Origin of the sequence: Micromonospora sp. WMMD723, assembly GCF_049863385.1 — a bacterium.
GTDB classification, from domain to species: Bacteria; Actinomycetota; Actinomycetes; order Mycobacteriales; family Micromonosporaceae; genus Micromonospora; species Micromonospora wenchangensis.
Map to the genome: position 1 here is coordinate 2,231,321 of NZ_JBMKNR010000001.1, position 17,286 is coordinate 2,248,606.

14 protein-coding genes are annotated in these 17,286 nt (G+C 73.4%); 9 read left to right on the top strand and 5 right to left on the bottom strand.

The window, feature by feature from the left end; all coding sequences use genetic code 11:
- Positions 1 to 136: 136 nt before the first annotated feature.
- Both ACN261_RS10085 and ACN261_RS10090 read right to left on the bottom strand, forming a co-directional pair.
- On the bottom strand, positions 137 to 1,249 hold the full coding sequence (locus ACN261_RS10085) for a MaoC/PaaZ C-terminal domain-containing protein (RefSeq protein WP_421484969.1): 1,113 nt from the start codon (positions 1,247 to 1,249) through the stop codon (positions 137 to 139).
- A complete protein-coding gene (locus ACN261_RS10090; RefSeq protein ID WP_425849666.1) occupies positions 1,249 to 2,709 on the bottom strand; it encodes a 3-oxoacyl-ACP reductase in 1,461 nt (486 codons plus the stop codon). The genes ACN261_RS10085 and ACN261_RS10090 overlap by 1 nt, the downstream gene beginning before the upstream one ends.
- Before the next feature lie 56 nt (positions 2,710 to 2,765).
- Here ACN261_RS10090 and ACN261_RS10095 point away from each other — a divergent pair, with 56 nt between their 5' ends.
- The 4 genes from ACN261_RS10095 to ACN261_RS10110 all read left to right on the top strand — a co-directional run bounded on the left by ACN261_RS10095 (position 2,766) and on the right by ACN261_RS10110 (position 7,820).
- A complete protein-coding gene (locus ACN261_RS10095; protein ID WP_421484971.1) occupies positions 2,766 to 4,058 on the top strand; it encodes an acetyl-CoA C-acetyltransferase in 1,293 nt (430 codons plus the stop codon).
- A 90-nt stretch (positions 4,059 to 4,148) separates the two neighbouring features.
- A complete protein-coding gene (locus ACN261_RS10100; protein WP_421484972.1) occupies positions 4,149 to 4,760 on the top strand; it encodes a hypothetical protein in 612 nt (203 codons plus the stop codon).
- A 124-nt stretch (positions 4,761 to 4,884) separates the two neighbouring features.
- On the top strand, positions 4,885 to 6,309 hold the full coding sequence (gene purB, locus ACN261_RS10105; RefSeq protein WP_425849670.1) for an adenylosuccinate lyase: 1,425 nt from the start codon (positions 4,885 to 4,887) through the stop codon (positions 6,307 to 6,309).
- Between the two features lie 287 nt (positions 6,310 to 6,596).
- Entirely contained in the window at positions 6,597 to 7,820 is a 1,224-nt protein-coding gene (locus tag ACN261_RS10110) for an IS110 family transposase (RefSeq protein WP_425847936.1), read from the top strand.
- A 122-nt stretch (positions 7,821 to 7,942) separates the two neighbouring features.
- On the opposite strand, the gene ACN261_RS10115 is transcribed toward ACN261_RS10110, so the two are convergent.
- Together ACN261_RS10115 and ACN261_RS10120 are read right to left on the bottom strand one after the other, a co-directional pair.
- The gene (locus ACN261_RS10115; RefSeq protein ID WP_425849673.1) at positions 7,943 to 8,509 is read right to left on the bottom strand and encodes a YbjQ family protein; all 567 of its coding nucleotides are present in this window, start codon (positions 8,507 to 8,509) and stop codon (positions 7,943 to 7,945) included.
- A 24-nt stretch (positions 8,510 to 8,533) separates the two neighbouring features.
- Complete coding sequence (locus tag ACN261_RS10120; RefSeq protein ID WP_088641950.1) at positions 8,534 to 9,217, bottom strand: S1 family peptidase; 684 nt, start codon at positions 9,215 to 9,217, stop codon at positions 8,534 to 8,536.
- 462 nt (positions 9,218 to 9,679) lie between these two features.
- On the opposite strand from ACN261_RS10120, the gene purS reads away from it, so the two are divergent.
- The 4 genes from purS to ACN261_RS10140 all read left to right on the top strand — a co-directional run bounded on the left by purS (position 9,680) and on the right by ACN261_RS10140 (position 14,261).
- On the top strand, positions 9,680 to 9,940 hold the full coding sequence (gene purS / locus ACN261_RS10125; protein WP_088641951.1) for a phosphoribosylformylglycinamidine synthase subunit PurS: 261 nt from the start codon (positions 9,680 to 9,682) through the stop codon (positions 9,938 to 9,940).
- The gene (gene purQ, locus ACN261_RS10130; protein ID WP_421484975.1) at positions 9,937 to 10,620 is read left to right on the top strand and encodes a phosphoribosylformylglycinamidine synthase subunit PurQ; all 684 of its coding nucleotides are present in this window, start codon (positions 9,937 to 9,939) and stop codon (positions 10,618 to 10,620) included. The genes purS and purQ overlap by 4 nt, the downstream gene beginning before the upstream one ends.
- A gap of 70 nt (positions 10,621 to 10,690) precedes the next feature.
- Positions 10,691 to 13,501: a phosphoribosylformylglycinamidine synthase subunit PurL gene (purL, locus tag ACN261_RS10135; RefSeq protein WP_421484976.1), complete on the top strand. Its 2,811-nt coding sequence runs from the start codon at positions 10,691 to 10,693 to the stop codon at positions 13,499 to 13,501.
- 4 nt (positions 13,502 to 13,505) lie between these two features.
- Complete coding sequence (locus tag ACN261_RS10140) at positions 13,506 to 14,261, top strand: 2-phosphosulfolactate phosphatase (protein WP_421484977.1); 756 nt, start codon at positions 13,506 to 13,508, stop codon at positions 14,259 to 14,261.
- A gap of 118 nt (positions 14,262 to 14,379) precedes the next feature.
- Here the strand turns inward: ACN261_RS10140 and ACN261_RS10145 are convergent, their stop codons facing one another.
- Positions 14,380 to 16,692, bottom strand: coding sequence for a carboxypeptidase regulatory-like domain-containing protein (locus ACN261_RS10145; RefSeq protein ID WP_425849676.1), 2,313 nt, complete (start codon positions 16,690 to 16,692; stop codon positions 14,380 to 14,382).
- A 180-nt stretch (positions 16,693 to 16,872) separates the two neighbouring features.
- Between ACN261_RS10145 and ACN261_RS10150 the strand changes: the two genes are divergently transcribed.
- The gene (locus ACN261_RS10150; RefSeq protein WP_421486968.1) at positions 16,873 to 17,196 is read left to right on the top strand and encodes a sterol carrier family protein; all 324 of its coding nucleotides are present in this window, start codon (positions 16,873 to 16,875) and stop codon (positions 17,194 to 17,196) included.
- Positions 17,197 to 17,286: the final 90 nt, after the last annotated feature.

The window sequence follows — 17,286 nt, forward strand, 5'->3', positions numbered from 1 at the left end:
CTCACGAAAAAGTGCTCCGCAACCGGTGGGACCGGCGCGGCGGCCGAACCGCGTTGTGCGTCCCGTCACGTGGCCGCCCGGCACGATGCCGTGCCGGGCGGCGTCCGGGCAGCGTTCCCACCGCGCCCGCCGGGCCTCAGCGGACGGTGCCCACCAGGTGCGGGCGGCCGGTCCGGGCGTCGTGCAGGGCGAAGTCCCACCCCGGCACGGCGCTGAACGCGACAGTCGAGGGCAACGGCACCGGCAGCTTGAACGCCACCTCCACCGTGTACGCCTCCGGCAGCCGGCTCTCCAGCGCGGCCAGGCAGCGGGCCTTGCTCCACATGCCGTGCGCGATCGGCCGGGGGAAGCCGAACAGCCGCGCCCCCAGCCGGGAGGTGTGGATCGGGTTGTGGTCCCCGGAGACCCGGGCGTAGTCCGTACCCACCCGGGGGGTGACCCGCCAGTGCGCGGTGGCGGCCGGCGGCGCGGGCCGCTCACCCGGGTCGCGCCCGGCACCCCCGCCGGCTGCGCGCTCCCGGCCCAGGTACGTCGACACCCCGCGCCACACCTCCTCACCGTCGACCGAGCCGACCAGGACGACGTCGACCTGCCGACCCCGGGCGTGCGGCCGCAGATTCTCGGCGTACGCGACGAAGTCCCACGGCACGTCGGCCGGAACCGCCCGGTGGACGGTGATCCGGTTGCCCACGTGCACCACCCCGGCCAGCGGGAACGGGAACTCCGGCAGGGTCATCAACCGCAGCGCCAGCGGGAACCCCAGCACGTGCGGGTAGGTCGCCGGCAGCGCGTCGGTCAACCGGAAACCGCACACCCGGTCGTACCCGCTGAGGTGGGCACGGTCCACGGTGACCCCGGCGACGGCCAGCTCGACCGGGGGCGCGGCGTCCGGCCGGCGGGACCGGCCGATCCCGGGCAGCGCGTCGCGCAGCGCCCGCCGGCGGAGCGCACCCGGTCGGGGGAGCCCCGGCAGCACCACCCGGGGCCGCGCCGCCGGCCCGCCGTCGTGGCCGTCCGACCGGTCCGTCAGGTCCTCGGTGCGGTCCGTGCCGGCTGTGGGGGTCAGGTCCCGGGTGGCGTACGCCGACAGGTCGTGGGTCTCGTCGACGCTGCGCTCCGGTCCGGGGCCGGCGGCGCGGGCGGCGGCCAGCGCGGCCGGTGAGATGACCTCGGTCGGCCCCTCGATCAGGTCGCCGACCGACAGCTCGCCGTCGCCCGACTCCTCGGGTCGGTTCCTGCGCCGTGCCATCACGCCCCCAGCAGACTCTGGCCGCAGACCCGGACCACGTTACCGCTGACCGCCGCCGAGGCCGGCCACGCCAACCAGCCGATCGTCTCGGCGACGTCCACCGGCAGGCCGCCCTGGGCCAGGCTGTTCATCCGGCGACCCGCCTCCCGGATCACCAGCGGGACGCGGGCGGTCAGCCGGGTCTCGATGAACCCGGGTGCGACCGCGTTGACGCTGATCCCCCGCCCGGCCAGCGCCGGGGCGAGCGCGTCGACCAGGCCGATCACCCCGGCCTTGCTGGTCGCGTAGTTGGTCTGCCCCCGGTTGCCGGCGATCCCGGCGATCGACGAGACGGCGACCAGCCGGCCCCCCTCGGGGATCAGGCCCCGCTCCAGCAGCACGTCGTTGATCCGCTCCTGGCTGGAGAGGTTGACGTCGAGCACCGCGTCCCACCGGTCGGCGTCCATCCGGCCCAGCGTCTTGTCCCGGGTGATGCCGGCGTTGTGCACCACCACGTCGACCCGGCCGTGCCGGTCGGCCAGGTGGTCGGCGAGCCGGGTGGGGGCGTCCGCGCCGGTCAGGTCGAGCTGTACGGCGGTGCCGCCGATCTCGTTGGCGACCGCCGCGAGGGCGTCGCCGGCCGCCGGGACGTCCAGCGCGACGACCTGCGCGCCGTCGCGGGCGAGCACCCGGGCCACCGCCGCGCCGATGCCCCGGGCCGCGCCGGTGACCAGCACCACCTGCCCGGCCAGCTGCCGGTCCCAGTCCGCCGGGACGGCGGCCGGCCCGGTGCCGACCCGGACCACCTGCCCCGAGACGTACGCCGACCGGCCGGAGAGCAGGAACCGCAGGGTCGCCTCCAGGCTGGTCGTGGTGCCGGCGTCCCCGTCCGGGGTGACGTACACCAGTTGGGCGGTGACACCGCGACCGAACTCCTTGCCGATGCTGCGGGTCAACCCCTCCAGGGCCCGCTGGGCGGTGGCCTCCCGGGGTGGGCCGCACTCGGCCGGCGGGGTGCCCAGCACGATCACCCGGCCGCTGGGCAGCACCGAGCGGGCCTGCGGGTGGAAGAAGTCGTAGAGCTGACGCAGGCCGGTGGAGCCGGTGATGCCGGTGGCGTCGTAGACCAGGGCACCGAACCGGGCGGACGTCCCGCCCCCGGCCGGTGCGCCGCCGTTGCCGGCCCGCTCGTCCCGACCGGCCGGATCGGCGGGTCCGTCGGCTGCGGCGGAGTCGTCGTGCCCGGCGGCGGGTGGGGTGGTGCCGGTTGCGGTGCGCACGTCGGCCCCGGCGGCGGTGAGCAGGGCGGCGACCTGGTCACCGAGCCGACCGCCGGTGGCTGCGCCGAGCAGGACCGGGCCGGGCAGCAGCGGGTCGCCGACGGCGTACCGGCGCAGTCGCGGTGGGTCGGGCAGCCCGAGGCGCTTGACCAGCGCGCGGCCGGCCCCCGATTGGACGAAGCTCGCGTACCTGTCGGTCATAGGCGTAGCCTACTGGCCAGTAGGTTGTGGGCAAGTCCTGAAACGGAGGCGGGATCGTGCAGAGCATCCGGCGGGTCGCGGTCATCGGCGGCAACCGCATCCCCTTCGCCCGGTCCAACTCCCGGTACGCCAGCGCCTCCAACGCCGACCTGCTCGGCGCGGCGCTGGACGGGCTGGTCGCCCGGTTCGGACTGGCCGGGCAGCGGGTCGGTGAGGTGGTGGCCGGGGCGGTGCTCAAGCACTCCAAGGACTTCAACCTGACCCGGGAGGTGGTGCTCGGCTCGAAGCTGGACCCGCACACCCCCGCGTACGACATCCAGCAGGCGTGCGGCACCGGCCTGGAGGCGGCGATCCTGGTCGCCAACAAGATCGCCCTCGGGCAGCTCGACGTGGGCATCGCCGGTGGGGTCGACACCACCTCCGACGCGCCGCTGGCGATCAACGAGGACATGCGCCGCACCCTGCTGAAGCTCAACAGCGCCCGGACCCTCGGCGAGCGGCTGAAGATCGCCGCGAAGCTCCGTCCGCACCAGCCGTTCCGGCCCGAGTTGCCGCGTAACGCCGAGCCCCGCACCGGGCTGTCGATGGGCGAGCACGCCGCCCGGACGGCGCTGCGCTGGCAGATCGACAGGCAGTCCCAGGACGAGTTGGCGCTGCGCTCGCACCAGCGCCTCGCCGCCGCGTACGAGCGGGGGTTCTTCGACGACCTGATGACGCCGTACCTGGGGCTGACCCGGGACCAGAACCTCCGGCCCGACACCAGCCTGGACAAGCTCGGCGCGCTCCGGCCGGTCTTCGGCACCCGGGGCCCGGACGCCGGGCAGGCCACCATGACCGCCGGTAACTCCTCCCCGCTGACCGACGGCGCGTCCACCGTGCTGCTCGCCTCCGAACAGTGGGCGCGCGAGCACCAGCTTCCCGTGCTGGCCTGGTTCTCCTGGTCGGAGACGGCGGCGGTGGACTTCGTGCACGGCGACGAGGGGCTGCTGATGGCCCCCGCCTACGCGGTGCCCCGGATGCTGGACCGGGCCGGGCTGACCCTCCAGGACTTCGACTTCTACGAGATCCACGAGGCGTTCGCGTCGCAGGTGCTGGCCACCCTGGCCGCCTGGGAGTCGCCGGAGTTCGGCAAGGACCGGTTGGGGCGGGACGCCCCGCTGGGCGCGATCGACCGGGACCGGCTCAACGTCACCGGCTCGTCACTGGCCGCCGGGCACCCGTTCGCCGCCACCGGTGGCCGGATCGTGGCGACGCTGGCGAAACTGCTCGCCGAGAAGGGCGGCGGTCGGGGGCTGATCTCGATCTGCGCGGCGGGCGGGCAGGGCGTGACCGCCATCCTGGAGCGCTGAGCCGCAGCTCAGGGCGGCGTTGCCGGGGCTCCCTACGGTGGTGTCAGCCCGCCCGGACGTCCTGGTGGCGGTGCCCCGTAGAGGAGTGTCATGCCTGGTCGTGCCCTGCTGCGTACCGCTGCCGTTGCCCTTGCCGGCGTGCTCGCGGCCAGCGGTTGCGCCGCCACCACGCCGCGCGTCGAGGGACCCCGGACCGCCGGGGCGAAGAGGGCGGACGGTGGCCCGGTGGGGCTGGGTGAGGCGACCGGCCGTGGAGACACCGGCACGGCTGTCGACGGCGGGACCTCGGCCGGTGGGGTCAGGGAACCCGAACCCACCGGCAGCCCCACGGCCGGCGGTGGCGGGGACGACGGCGGGGACAAGTCCGGTACGAAGGCGAACGGCCCCACCATCGGCTCCTTCCGGGTCACCCGCAAGCCGAGCTGCCCGGCCGGCACCACCGTCAACCCGATCCCCGGCAGCGGGGTGCGGATGGAGTGGCAGGTCGGCAACGCGACCTCGGTGGCCCTGTCGGTCGACGGCCCCGGCGTCTACCGCGACGACTACCCCTCGTCCGGCAGTGAGGAACTCACCTTCCCGTGCTCGGGTGGCGAGGGTGACGTCCAGCGGCACACGTACACGTTGACGGCGCGCAACGCACACGGCAAGCAGACGAAGACCATCGTGGTCACCGCCCCGGTGCACGACATCCCGAAGGTCTGACGCCGAACTCCGAGGCCGGCTGGCTCCCCGCCGGCCCGCGACGACCGCTGCCGCAGGCTCTGCCGCGCCGCCCCTGGTCGGCCCGCCCAGGTCGACGGCCGTCGGGTAGGCGAGAATGAGGTACGTGACGACGATCCCGAACGTGCTCGCCCACCGGTACGCCTCACCCGAACTGGTCGCCCTCTGGTCCCCGGAGGAGAAGGTGCGGATGGAGCGGCGGCTCTGGCTCGCCGTGCTCCGCGCCCAGCGGGACCTCGGCGTGGCGGTGCCCGACGGCGTGGTGGAGGCGTACGAGCGGGTGGTCGACCAGGTCGACCTGGCCTCGATCGCCGAGCGGGAGCGGGTCACCCGGCACGACGTGAAGGCCCGGATCGAGGAGTTCAGCGCGCTCGCCGGGCACGAGCACGTGCACAAGGGGATGACCTCCCGGGACCTCACCGAGAACGTCGAGCAGCTCCAGGTGCGCGCCTCGCTGGAGCTGATCCGGGACCGGGTGGTCGCCGCGCTGGCCCGGCTGGCCTGGCTCGCCCACGAGCACTCCGGCCTGGTGCTGACCGGCCGTTCGCACAACGTCGCCGCGCAGGCCACCACGCTGGGCAAGCGCTTCGCCTCGGCGGCCGAGGAACTGCTCATCGCGTACGAGCGGCTGGAAGACCTGATCGGCCGCTACCCGCTGCGCGGGATCAAGGGTCCGGTGGGCACCGCCGCCGACCAGCTCGACCTCGTCGACGGCGACGCGGAGAAGGTCGCCGAGCTGGAGCGTCGGGTGGCCGGTCACCTCGGGTTCGCCCGGGTGCTGGACAGCGTGGGGCAGGTCTACCCGCGTTCGCTGGACTTCGACGTGCTCTCCGCGCTCGCGCAGGTGGCTGCCGCGCCGTCGTCGCTGGCCACCACGATCCGGCTGATGGTCGGTCAGGAGCTGGCGACCGAGGGCTTCAAGCCGGGTCAGGTCGGCTCCAGCGCGATGCCGCACAAGATGAACACCCGGTCGTCGGAGCGGGTGAACGGCTTCGCGGTGATCATCCGGGGTTACCTGTCGATGGTCGGCGAGCTGGCCGGCGACCAGTGGAACGAGGGGGACGTCTCCTGCTCGGTGGTCCGCCGGGTGGCCCTGCCGGACGCCTTCTTCGCCGCCGACGGGTTGTTCCAGACCTTCCTCACCGTGCTCGACGAGTTCGGGGCGTACCCGGCGGTGATCAGCCGGGAGTTGGAGCGCTTCCTGCCCTTCCTGGCCACCACCAGGATCCTGGTCGCGGCGGTGCGCCGGGGCGTCGGCCGGGAGGTCGCCCACGAGGTGATCAAGGAGCACGCGGTCGCCGTGGCCCTCGCCATGCGGGAGAAGGGTGCCCCCGACAACGACCTGTTCGACCGGCTGGCCGCCGACTCCCGCCTCGGCCTCACCCGCAGCGAGATCGACACCCTGGTCGCCGACCCGGCCACCTTCACCGGCGCCGCCCAGGCCCAGGTGGAGGCGATCACCCGCCGCATCACCGCGGTCGTCACCGCCCACCCCGAAGCCGCCACCTACTCCCCACCCCCCATCCTCTGACCCCCCGGCCCCGCCCTTTCCCCGGCCCGCTCTCCCCGCCCGCCCTCCCCGCCCGCTCTCTCCCCCCCCCCCGTTACCTTTTTGATCGTCCCCAGCCGGGGACCCTCGGTCGCCCGGCCCGGTATGACTTTCTGCCCCTGTCGTTCGGATGATCCGGGGGGTGTTGTCGCCGGGTCGGGTGGCGTCGGCGGACCGCTGATAGGGACACGGCCACCCGGTGTTCGGGGTAGGTCTCTTCGTAACGTGGCTGCCGGCAGTCCGACGCCCTGACTGCGGCCGAGGCCACGATGCGATGCGTGGAGGCGGGTGTGGTGCACGACGGATACGGCGTCTACCTCGGCTTGGACGTCGGCAAAGGTGAGCATCACGCGGTCGGGCTGGCCCCGGACGGCAAGCGGCTGCACGACGCGGCGTTGCCGAACACCGAGGCCCGGCTGCGGGAGCTGTTCGACAAGTTGGCTCGTCATGGCCGGGTGCTGGTGGTGGTCGACCAGCCCGCCTCGATCGGCGCCCTGCCGGTGGCGGTCGCGCGGGCGGCCGGGCATCAGGTTGCTTACCTGCCCGGCCTGGCGATGCGCCGAATCGCTGACCTGCATCCCGGCTCGGCGAAGACCGACGCCCGCGACGCCTACGTCATCGCCGATGCCGCCCGCACGCTGCCGCACACACTGCGCCGGGTCGACGTCGGCGACGAGGCCCTAGCCGAACTGGAAGTCCTGGTCGGCTTCGACGACGACCTCGCCGGCGAGGCCACCCGCATCTCTAACCGGATCCGTGGGCTGCTCACCCAGATCCACCCCGCCCTGGAACGGGTCCTCGGCCCGAAAGCGCACCACAAGGCCGTGCTAGAGCTGCTGTCACGCTGCGGCGGCCCGGCCGGGCTCCGCAAAGCAGGCCGCCGCAAACTGACCGCGATCGCCGCCGTCCACGCCCCCCGGATGGGCGAACGCCTGGTCGAGCAGATCATGACTGCCCTCGACGAGCAGACCGTCACCGTCCCCGGCACCCAGGCGGCGGAGACGATCCTGCCCCGTCTCGCCGACAGCCTCCGCGACGTTCTGCGACAACGTGACCAGGTCGCGAAAGAGGTCGAGAGGATGCTTGATGCGCACCCTCTTGCCCCGGTCCTGACCTCGATGCCCGGCATCGGCGTCAGGACCGCCGCCCGGATCCTGCTCGAAGTCGGCGACGGCAGCAGCTTCACCACCCCCGGACACCTCGCCGCCTACGCCGGACTCGCCCCCGTCACCCGACGCTCCGGCAGCAGCATCCGCGGCGAACACCCACCCCGAGGCGGCAACAAACACCTCAAACGCGCGTTCTTCCTCGCCGCCTTCGCGTCCCTCGCCGACCCGGTCAGCCGGGCCTACTACGACCGCAAAAGAGCCGAAGGCAAACGCCACAACGCCGCCCTCATCTGCCTCGCCCGACGCCGCTGCGACGTCCTCCACGCCATGCTCCGCGACAAGATCCCCTACCAACCCCGCCCCACCAGCCCCGCCACCGCTTGACGAAACCCATAGGGACACCCCCCCCCCGTGATCAAGAGGTTTGCGTCACCAATGAAGATCGAGTTGGCGCAAACCTCTTGATCACCGAGGCCAAGGAGGCGGGCGGAAGGCCGGTGGGCGGGTCAGGAGTCCCGGGTGGGGGTTTCGGCGGCGGAGGAGAGGTTGGGGGCGCTCGCCGGTTCGGCGATGCCGCCGGGGGCCTCGGCGAACCCGGGGTCGTGGGCGGTCTCGGCGGCGACCAGGGGCTGGTCGTGCGGCATGACGTCGGGGACCTTGGGCACCACGATCACCGCCGTGCCGTAGGCGCATATCTCCATCCACATCTCGCCGCAGTCCCGGCTGTCGAAGCGCATCCCCACCACGGCGTTCGCGCCGATGCGCAGGGCCTCCTCGCCGAGCCGGGCCACCGAGTCGGTGCGCCAGCGGGTGAGGTTGTCCGGGGCCATCGGGTCGTACGCGCCGCCGCGCAGGTTCTTGACCCCCTCGCGGTACGGGTTCCGGGTCCGCGCCATCGACGACACCACTTCGCCGAGGATCTGGCGGATCTCGTAGCCGGGCAGTTGATCCGTCGTCACGACCAGCACGGTTCCGATGCTGTCAGTAGCGGTACGGCGTCGAAGCGTGCCGTAGGCACCTGGTCGGATGCTGCAAAACCAGGCGGCGCGGACGGCCGGCACGCGACCGGCCATCCGCACCGCCTGCGGTGGTAACCGTCAGACACCGGCCGTCGAGGTGATCCAGGCCCGGTTGTACGCGACGCTGCCGTAGTTCTGGATGCTCGATCCGTCGGCGGTGGAGGCGACCCCGACCTGCCGGCCGTTGTAGAACTGCGGGCCGCCCGAGTCGCCGCGCCACGCGTTGCCGTTGATCCGGGTGCTGCGGATCGCCTGGCCGCCGTACGCGTCGGTGGCGTTGGTGCTGGTCACCTGCACCGAGGCGGTCTTGAGCTGGCTGGAGGCCCCGCAGCCGCTGTAGCAGGTCATGCCCCAGCCGTAGATGGTGTTGGTGGAGCCGACCGGCGGGTTGCTGCTGGCCAGGCTGACCGCGGTGGTGCTGACCGTGCTGGACAGCCGCAGCAGGGCGAGGTCGTTGCGGGTGTAGGAGGCGCTCACGGTGCGGGTGGTGCCGCCCGAGGCGTAGTAGACGCTGCCGACCCGGACGGACATGGTGCCGCTGACGCAGTGCCTGGCGGTGAGCACCCACTGGGCGGAGATGACGCTGCCGGAGCAGGTGAACGACCCGTTGCTGAAGACCGCGGCGGCCCAGGGGGCGGAGGAGACGGTGCTGCCGCCGATGATCGGCTGCGGGCCGGCCGGGGCGGCGGTCGCCCCGGAGGCGGCGACGAGGACACCGGCGAGGGCGGTGGTGAGCACCGCGAGCGTGGAGCGGAGACGCATCGGGGGGACTCCTTCGGGTCGGGCCCGGGGTGGCCGGGCGGGGGTCGGACGTCGGGGTGGGGGTGGCCCCTCGGGGACGCCGACCATGCATCGACGTATCTCGATGAGGCTAGGGGGCGGTGAGCGGCTTCACAAGGGTGGCATCGAGATCAACCAATGTGACAGGAATGACCCGGGATGTGCTCGTCCCTGTTTGTCGGATACCGGTCGTAAATCTGGCGTTGAGCCGCGTATTGCCTGCTCAGGTAGGGTGTGTCGGAGCGACGCGACGGCAATCGGCAACAAATCCGTATCAGAGCGGCAACGAACGGATCTCGACCGCACGTCCCGGCGACCGGTAACGTCGATCACTGCCTGAACTGCGCCCGGCCGGTGCGTCCGGACCGGAATCTGCCAGGTACGCTGGCCTCGCTCGCCCGTAGTGGGCCGGCACCCAACTGCGTACACAGTCAGGAGTGCCCAGTGCCTCGCGTCGTCGTCGACGTCATGCTCAAGCCCGAGATCCTCGATCCTCAGGGCCAGGCCGTCGCAAACGCGCTGCCGCGGCTCGGCGTCGGTGACGTCGCCTCCGTCCGCATCGGCAGGCGGATCGAGATCGAGTTCACCGGCGAACCGGACCTGGACCGGGCCCGGGAGATCGCCGACAAGCTGCTCGCCAACCCCGTCATCGAGGACTTCACCGTCCGGGTCGAGGCCGACGAGACCGCGGACGCGAACTCGTGACCGCCCGCGTCGGAGTGGTGACCTTCCCCGGCTCGCTGGACGACGGGGACGCCGCCCGCGCCGTGCGGATCGCCGGCGCGGAGCCGGTCCGGCTCTGGCACGGTGACCCGGAGCTGCACAGGGTGGACGCCGTCGTTCTCCCCGGTGGCTTCTCCTACGGCGACTACCTGCGCTGCGGCGCCATCGCCCGGTTCGCACCGGTGATGGAGAGCCTGGTCGACGCCGCCCGGGGCGGCCTGCCGGTGCTCGGCATCTGCAACGGCTTCCAGATCCTCTGCGAGGCCCACCTGCTGCCCGGCGCGCTCACCCGCAACCAGCACCTGCACTTCCGCAACCGCGACCAGGTCCTGCGCATCGAGTCGGTCGGCACCGCCTGGACGAACACCTTCCAGCCCGGCCAGGAGATCCTCGTCCCGGTCAAGAACGGCGAGGGCTGCTACGTGGCCGACACCGCCACCCTCGACGCCCTGGAGGCCGAGGGTCGGGTCGTCGCCCGCTACGTCGGCGGCAACCCGAACGGCTCGCAGCGGGACATCGCCGCGATCACCAACGCCGCCGGCAACGTGGTCGGCATCATGCCCCACCCCGAGCACGCGGTCGAGGCGCTCACCGGCCCCTCCCTGGACGGCCTCGGCTTCTTCACCTCGGTGCTCAAGCACCTGGTGGGGACGCCGGCGTGACGGTGCGCGGCGGCAACATCGGTCGGCTCCACCGCCCCACCGGCGGGTACGAGCGCAGCGAGGAGAGGTCATGACCACCCACCAGGACCCGGCCGTTCGGGCAGCCGCGGGCGTCGCCCCGGCGGAACCGCACGCGGCCGTCGCGCCGGCCGACGCCGGTCGGCACAGCGGTCCGACGCCGGCCACCGACTGGGCCGACGGCGTGGACACCGTGCAGCGGGCCGCCGACACCGGCGACGAACTCCAGCCGTACGCCGAGCTGGGCCTGCGCGACGACGAGTACGACCGGATCCGGCACATCCTCGGCCGCCGCCCCACCCAGGCCGAGCTGGCCATGTACTCGATCATGTGGAGCGAGCACTGCTCGTACAAGTCGAGCAAGGTGCACCTGCGCCAGTTCGGCGAGAAGGCCCCGCCCAGCGACCGGCTGCTCGCCGGCATCGGGGAGAACGCAGGCGTCGTCCGGGTCTCCGACACCCTGGCCGTCACCTTCAAGGTCGAGTCGCACAACCACCCGAGCTTCGTCGAGCCCTACCAGGGCGCGGCGACCGGCGTCGGCGGCATCGTCCGGGACATCCTCGCGATGGGCGCCCGCCCGGTCGCGGTGATGGACCCGCTGCGGTTCGGCGCGGCCGACCACCCGGACACCGCCCGGGTGCTGCCCGGCGTGGTGGCCGGCGTCGGCGGCTACGGCAACTGCCTCGGCCTGCCCAACATCGGCGGTGAGCTGGTCTTCGACCCCTGCTACCAGGGCAACCCGCTGCTCAACGCGCTCTGCCTCGGTGTGCTGCCGGTCGACCGGTTGCAGAAGAAGGACGCCGCCGGCCCCGGCAACGTCGTGGTGCTGCTCGGCGCGAAGACCGGCCGGGACGGCATCGGCGGCGTGTCGGTGCTGGCCAGCGCCACCTTCGACGAGGGCAGCGAGCAGCGCCGCCCGTCGGTGCAGGTCGGTGACCCGTTCATCGAGAAGCTGCTGATCGAGGCGTGCCTGGAGCTGTACGACGCCGAGCTGGTCGTCGGCATCCAGGATCTCGGCGGTGCGGGCCTGACCTGCGCGCTCACCGAGACCGCCGCGTCCGCCGGCACCGGGATGCGGGTCTGGCTGGAGCGGGTCCCGCTGCGCGAGCCGTCGATGGAGCCGCACGAGATCCTGGCCAGCGAGTCCCAGGAGCGGATGCTGCTGGTCGTCACCCCGGACAAGCTGGAGGCGGTGCTCAAGACCGCCGAGAAGTGGGGCGTGCTCGCGACCGCGATCGGCGAGGTCACCCCGCCCGCGCCCGACGGCCGGCCGGGCCGGCTGCTGGTCACCTGGAACGACCACGTGGTGGTCGACGTACCGCCGGGTTCGCTGGTCGACGACGGCCCGGTCTACGCCCGCCCGATGCGCGAGCCGGCCGACCTGATCCTGCTCCAGGCCGACCGGGCCGAGACGCTGCCCCGGCCGAGCAACCCGGAGGCGCTGCGGGAGACCCTGCTGCGCATGATCGCCTCGCCGAACCTGGCCGACAAGACCTGGGTCACCGAGCAGTACGACAGGTACGTGCTGGGCAACACCGTGCTGGCCCAGCCGGAGGACTCCGGCGTGATCCGGATCGACGAGCAGACCGGCCTCGGGGTCGCCCTCTCCGTCGACGGCAACGGCCGGTACGCCCGCCTCGACCCCTACCAGGGGACGAAGCTGGCGCTCGCCGAGGCGTACCGGAACGTGGCGGTGACCGGCGCGAAGCCGATCGCCGTGACCAACTGCCTCAACTTCGGCTCGCCGGAGGACCCGGGCGTGATGTGGCAGTTCGCCGAGGCCGTCCGCGGCCTGGCGGACGGCTGCCTGGAACTGGGCATCCCGGTGACCGGCGGCAACGTCAGCTTCTACAACCAGACCGGTGCCGCCGCCATCCACCCGACCCCGGTGGTCGGCGTGCTGGGTGTGCTGGACAACGTGGCCGACCGGGTGCCGATGGGCTTCGTGCCCCGGGCCAACGGCGACCACGACCAGGTCTACCTGCTCGGCGACACCCACGTGGAGCTGTCCGGCTCGGAGTGGGCCTGGGTGACGCACGAGCACCTCGGCGGCATGCCGCCGCAGGTTGACCTGGGCCGGGAGCGCCAGCTCGCCGAGCTGATGGCCGAGGCGGCCCGGGTGGGTCACCTCAGCTCCGCGCACGACCTGTCCGACGGCGGCCTGGCCCAGAGCTTGGTCGAGTCGAGCCTGCGCCGGGGCGTCGGGGTCCGGATCGGCGTGCCGGAGCGGTTCGCCGACGGTTCGCTGCCGTTCGTCTTCCTGTTCAGCGAGTCGGCCGGTCGGGCGCTGGTGACCGTGCCCCGGGGGCACGAGAAGGCGTTCACCGCCCTCTGCGACGAGCGGGGCGTGCCGTGGGAGCAGATCGGCGTGACCGACCCGGCGAGCGGTGTCCTGGACGTGCACGGCCAGTTCCGGATCGGCCTGGACGAGTTGCGGGCCGCGCACACCGCGACCCTGCCCCGGCTCTTCGGCGGCCCGGAGGCGGCCCAGGTGCAGGTCGAGGCGGTCCGGACGGGTACCACCACGATCGCGCCGGCCACCGCCACGCAGCCGGTGGACGTGCCGGAGCGGCAGCAGCCGGCGGACGCGGACGACCCGGCCGCCGAGGCGGTGGCCGCCCCGACGACCGACGCCCCGGTTTCGGGCGGTCCGACGTCGACCGGCCCGGGGTCGGACGCCCCTGAGGCCCGCGCCACCGTGGCGGACGAAGCCGCTGGTTCCGCGCCGGCACCGGACGCCCCGGCGGCAACCGCGCCGCCGTCGGACGCCCCCGCCGGCCCGGCGACCGGGTTCACCCCGCAGGCCGACGCGGCGACCTCCGACGCCGGTGACGGGCAGCGCCCGACGCCCGATCAGCGCTGAGGCGGTGGCCTCGGCCGTCCACGTTCAACCCGGGTCGGGTGCCCGCTTCGACTGGGGGCTGACCGGGGCGGCGGAACTCGGCCGGGTCTGTGCCGTACTGGTGGTGGTGGACGTCCTGTCGTTCACCACCGCCGTCGAGGTCGCGGTCGCCCGGGGGGTACGGGTCCACCCGTTCCCCTGGGGCGAGCAGGCGGCCGACTATGCGCGACGGGTCGGCGCGGTGGCGGCGGTGGGCCGTCGGCAGACCACCAGCGAGCACCCGTGGTCGCTGTCCCCGGCGGCCCTGGCCGGCGCACCCGTGGTCGGCGATCTGGTGCTGCCGTCGCCGAACGGCTCCGCGATCAGCGCCGCCGCCAGCGCCACCGGCCGGCCGGTGGTCGCGGCCTGCCTGCGCAACGCCCGCGCCGTCGGGCGGTGGCTGCACCACCAGGGGTACGGCACGACGGACGCCCCGGTCGGGGTGATCGCCGCCGGTGAACGCTGGCCGGACGGCACCCTGCGCCCCTCGGTGGAGGACCTGCTGGGCGCGGCCAGTGTGCTGGATGCCGTCTCCGGGGTGCCCGGTGGGCTGTCCGTGGAGGCGGCGATGGCGCTCGCCGCCCTGGCCAGCACCCCGGACGTGCCGGCGGCGGTGCGTGGCTGCGTCTCCGGCCGGGAGCTGATCGAGAGCGGCTTCGCCGGGGACGTCGAGGCGGCCGTGCAGCGGGACGTCTCGACAGTGGTGCCGCTGCTCCGCCAGGGTGTCTTCTCGGCCGGCTGACCCGGCCCGCCGGAACCGTGCCGGCCTGCCTGGAGGAATCGACCCGACCCGCGACGACGGTGGGCCGCCCCGATACGCATCGGGGCGGCCCACCGTGGTTCGTTGTCGCCGGTCCGGGTCAGTCGTCCAGCCAGTCGAGGCGGCGTCCGCCGCGCTCCGGGGGCGGGCCGTCGGGGCGGGCCCGACCGGACGGGGGCTGCTGGTCGCGACCGGGCTGACCCTGCTCGCCGTAGTAACCACCCTGCTGCTGGTCGTAACCCTGCTGGTCGTAGCCGCCACCGCGCTGCTGCGGGGGCTCCTGGCCGTAGCCGCCCGGCTGCTGCTCGGCACCGTAGCCACCGGCCTGACCGTAGCCGCCCTGCGGGGCGCCGTAGCCGGGCTGCTGGTCATACCCGCCGCCGCGTTGGTCGTAGCCGCCCTGGTGGGCACCCGTCGGCTGTTCGTACCCGCTCTGGTGGGCGCCACCCCGCTGGTCGTACCCGCCGCCGCGTTGGTCGTAGCCGCCCTGGTGGGCACCCGTCGGCTGGTCGTAGCCGCCGTGCTGGCCGCCCTGGTGGGCACCGGGCTGCTGGTCGTAGCCGCCACGCTGGCCGCCGCCGTAGCCCTGGTCCGGGCCGGCGTCGTACCCGGCCTGCTGGCCGTACCCGCCACCGGCGTAACCACCGGTCGGCTCGGCACCCCGACCGTAGCCACCCTGCTCGGACTGACCGTAGCCGCCCGCGCCCGGCTGGCCGTACGCGTCCGGCTCCGGCTGGTAGGTGCTCGTCGGGTACGGGTCGGCAGCCGGCGCGTACGAGGTGCTGTCGCCGGTGTACCGGCCGGTGGGCTCGTCGTAGCGTTGCTCGCCGCCGAAGCCGCCGGTCTGCTCCTGCGCCGGGTAGCCGGCACCTGCCGTCGCGCCGTAGTCCCGGCCGCCGTAACCGCCACCGGAGGCGGGCGCGTTGCCGTAGCCACCGCCCGACGCGGGCGCGTTGCCGTAACCGCCACTGGAGGCGGGCGCGTTGTCGTAGCCACCGCCCGACGCGGGCGCGTTGCCGTAGCCACCCCCGGAGGACGGCGCGTTGCCGTAGCCGCCACCGGCCGGGTTCGCCGCGCCGTACGCGCCTGCGGCGGCACCTGCGGCTCCGGCCGCGCCGTAGCCGCCGCCGGAGGCGGGTGCGGCACCGTAGCCGCCCGGCTGTCCGCCGTAGCCGCCCGGGCCACCGGGCTCGTCGCCGTAGCCGCCGGCACCGGCCCAGTTGTCCTGCGGTGCGCCGTAGGGCTGCGGTGGCGCGGCGTACGGGTCCGGCGGGACGTCGTCGACGACCGGTCGCTGCAACATCGTCGGCGCGTCGCTCAGCGCGGAACTGCCGACCATCGTCGGGTCGGGGCCGGCACCGACCCGGTTGACCACCCGGGTCTGGTCGTCGGTGCCGCGTGGGCTCCGGGGGCCGGGGACGTCACCGGCCGCAGCGGCGCCGGCCGGTCCGTTCCCGTCGTCGTCGGCGTTCCTGCGGCGGATCCAGAGCAGCACGATGGTGCCGACTCCGGCCGCCACCAGCAGACCGCCGAGCAGGATGATCAGGAAGGAGCCGAACCCGCTGTCGTCGTCCTGCGAGGCGGCCTGCTGCTGCCCGCCGGTCGGTTCGGCGCTCTCCTCGGTGGTCTCTGCGGTCGTCTCCTCCGAGGGGGTCGGCTCGGCGGAGGTCGACGGGGTGGCGCTCGGGCTCACCTCGACCTTCAACGCCAGGCTGATCCGCTGGTTGCTCAGGCTCTGCCCGGCCCCCGCGCTGATCGGCTTGGTGGCGACGACGCCGTCCTTGCTGGCCCCGAGCACCATCGAGCCGGGCGCGATCGGGTTGGAACTCGACCCGGTGATCCGGAAGTTTCCGCTGCCGTCGCTGGTGGTGTTGAACTGCTTGCCGGTCGAGTCCTCCAGCCCCACCACCGCGTTGGGCACCGCGTCGCCGGTGGCCGCCACGACCACCTTGCCGGAGATCGACTTGACGGTCGGCTTGTCCTGCGGCGCGGTGGTCTGCGGCGCGGCCTTGGCCACCAGGGTCACGGTCGTGCTGGCCGAGTTCTCGGCGCCGTTGGCGTCGACGGCCTTCACGGTGATCGTGGCGGACCCGCTCGACGCGTCGTCGGCGAGGGCGAAGCTGGCGCTCGACCCACCGCTCTGGTCGACCTTGTTGCGACTGCAACCGTCGACGCAGCGGAGCTTGCCGTTGCTGGAGGAGACGGAGACGTCGACCGGAGAGCCGTCACCCACGGTGAGCGAGTAGTTGACCCGGGTAGTCTTCCCGGCCTCGACGGAACTCGGGGACGCCGACACGTTGTTGACGCTCGGAGCGGCGAAAGCGGGTGTGGCGGGGACGGTGAGCAGGGCGCCGGCCACCAGCGCTACGACCACACCGGCCCGCTGCGTCCAGGCACGTCGGTGTGTTGACACGTCCACCGCCTTCCGGTCTGACCTCCCCGGCGGGGGCCGGGGATCATCACGGTACGAATACGCCGTCGGCAACTATGCCTTGTCTGACCGGATCGGCGCGACCCAGGGGCCAGCGTGGCGCTCCGCGGCCAGGGGTCGTATCGTCCCGTCGTGTCCTCTCCGCACATTAAGTCCGCCGCGGTGTTGGCGGCGCTGACGGCGCTCGATGAGGGGCGTACCCCCGAACGACAGGTGTACCGCGAGGCGGTCCGTGCCCTTCTGACCGCCCTCGCGGAGCGTGCCCCCGGCCGATCGGTGGAGGTGCGTGTCCCACCTTACGGTGCAGTTCAATGCGTGCCCGGGCCCCGACACACCCGGGGTACCCCGCCGAACGTGGTGGAGATGGCACCGGACACCTGGTTGGCGCTTGCCACCGGACGGCTGTCGTGGGCGCGGGCGGTCACGGACGGTCGCGTACAGGTGAGTGGAAACCGGGCGGATCTCGCTGACCATCTGCCGCTCTAGCTGCACCGTTCCGCTCGACGGTGTGACGGTGTGGAGGCAGATCGTGACTTTCTGTATCGACTCGTGTTCGCGTACACTGTCAGGCGACGA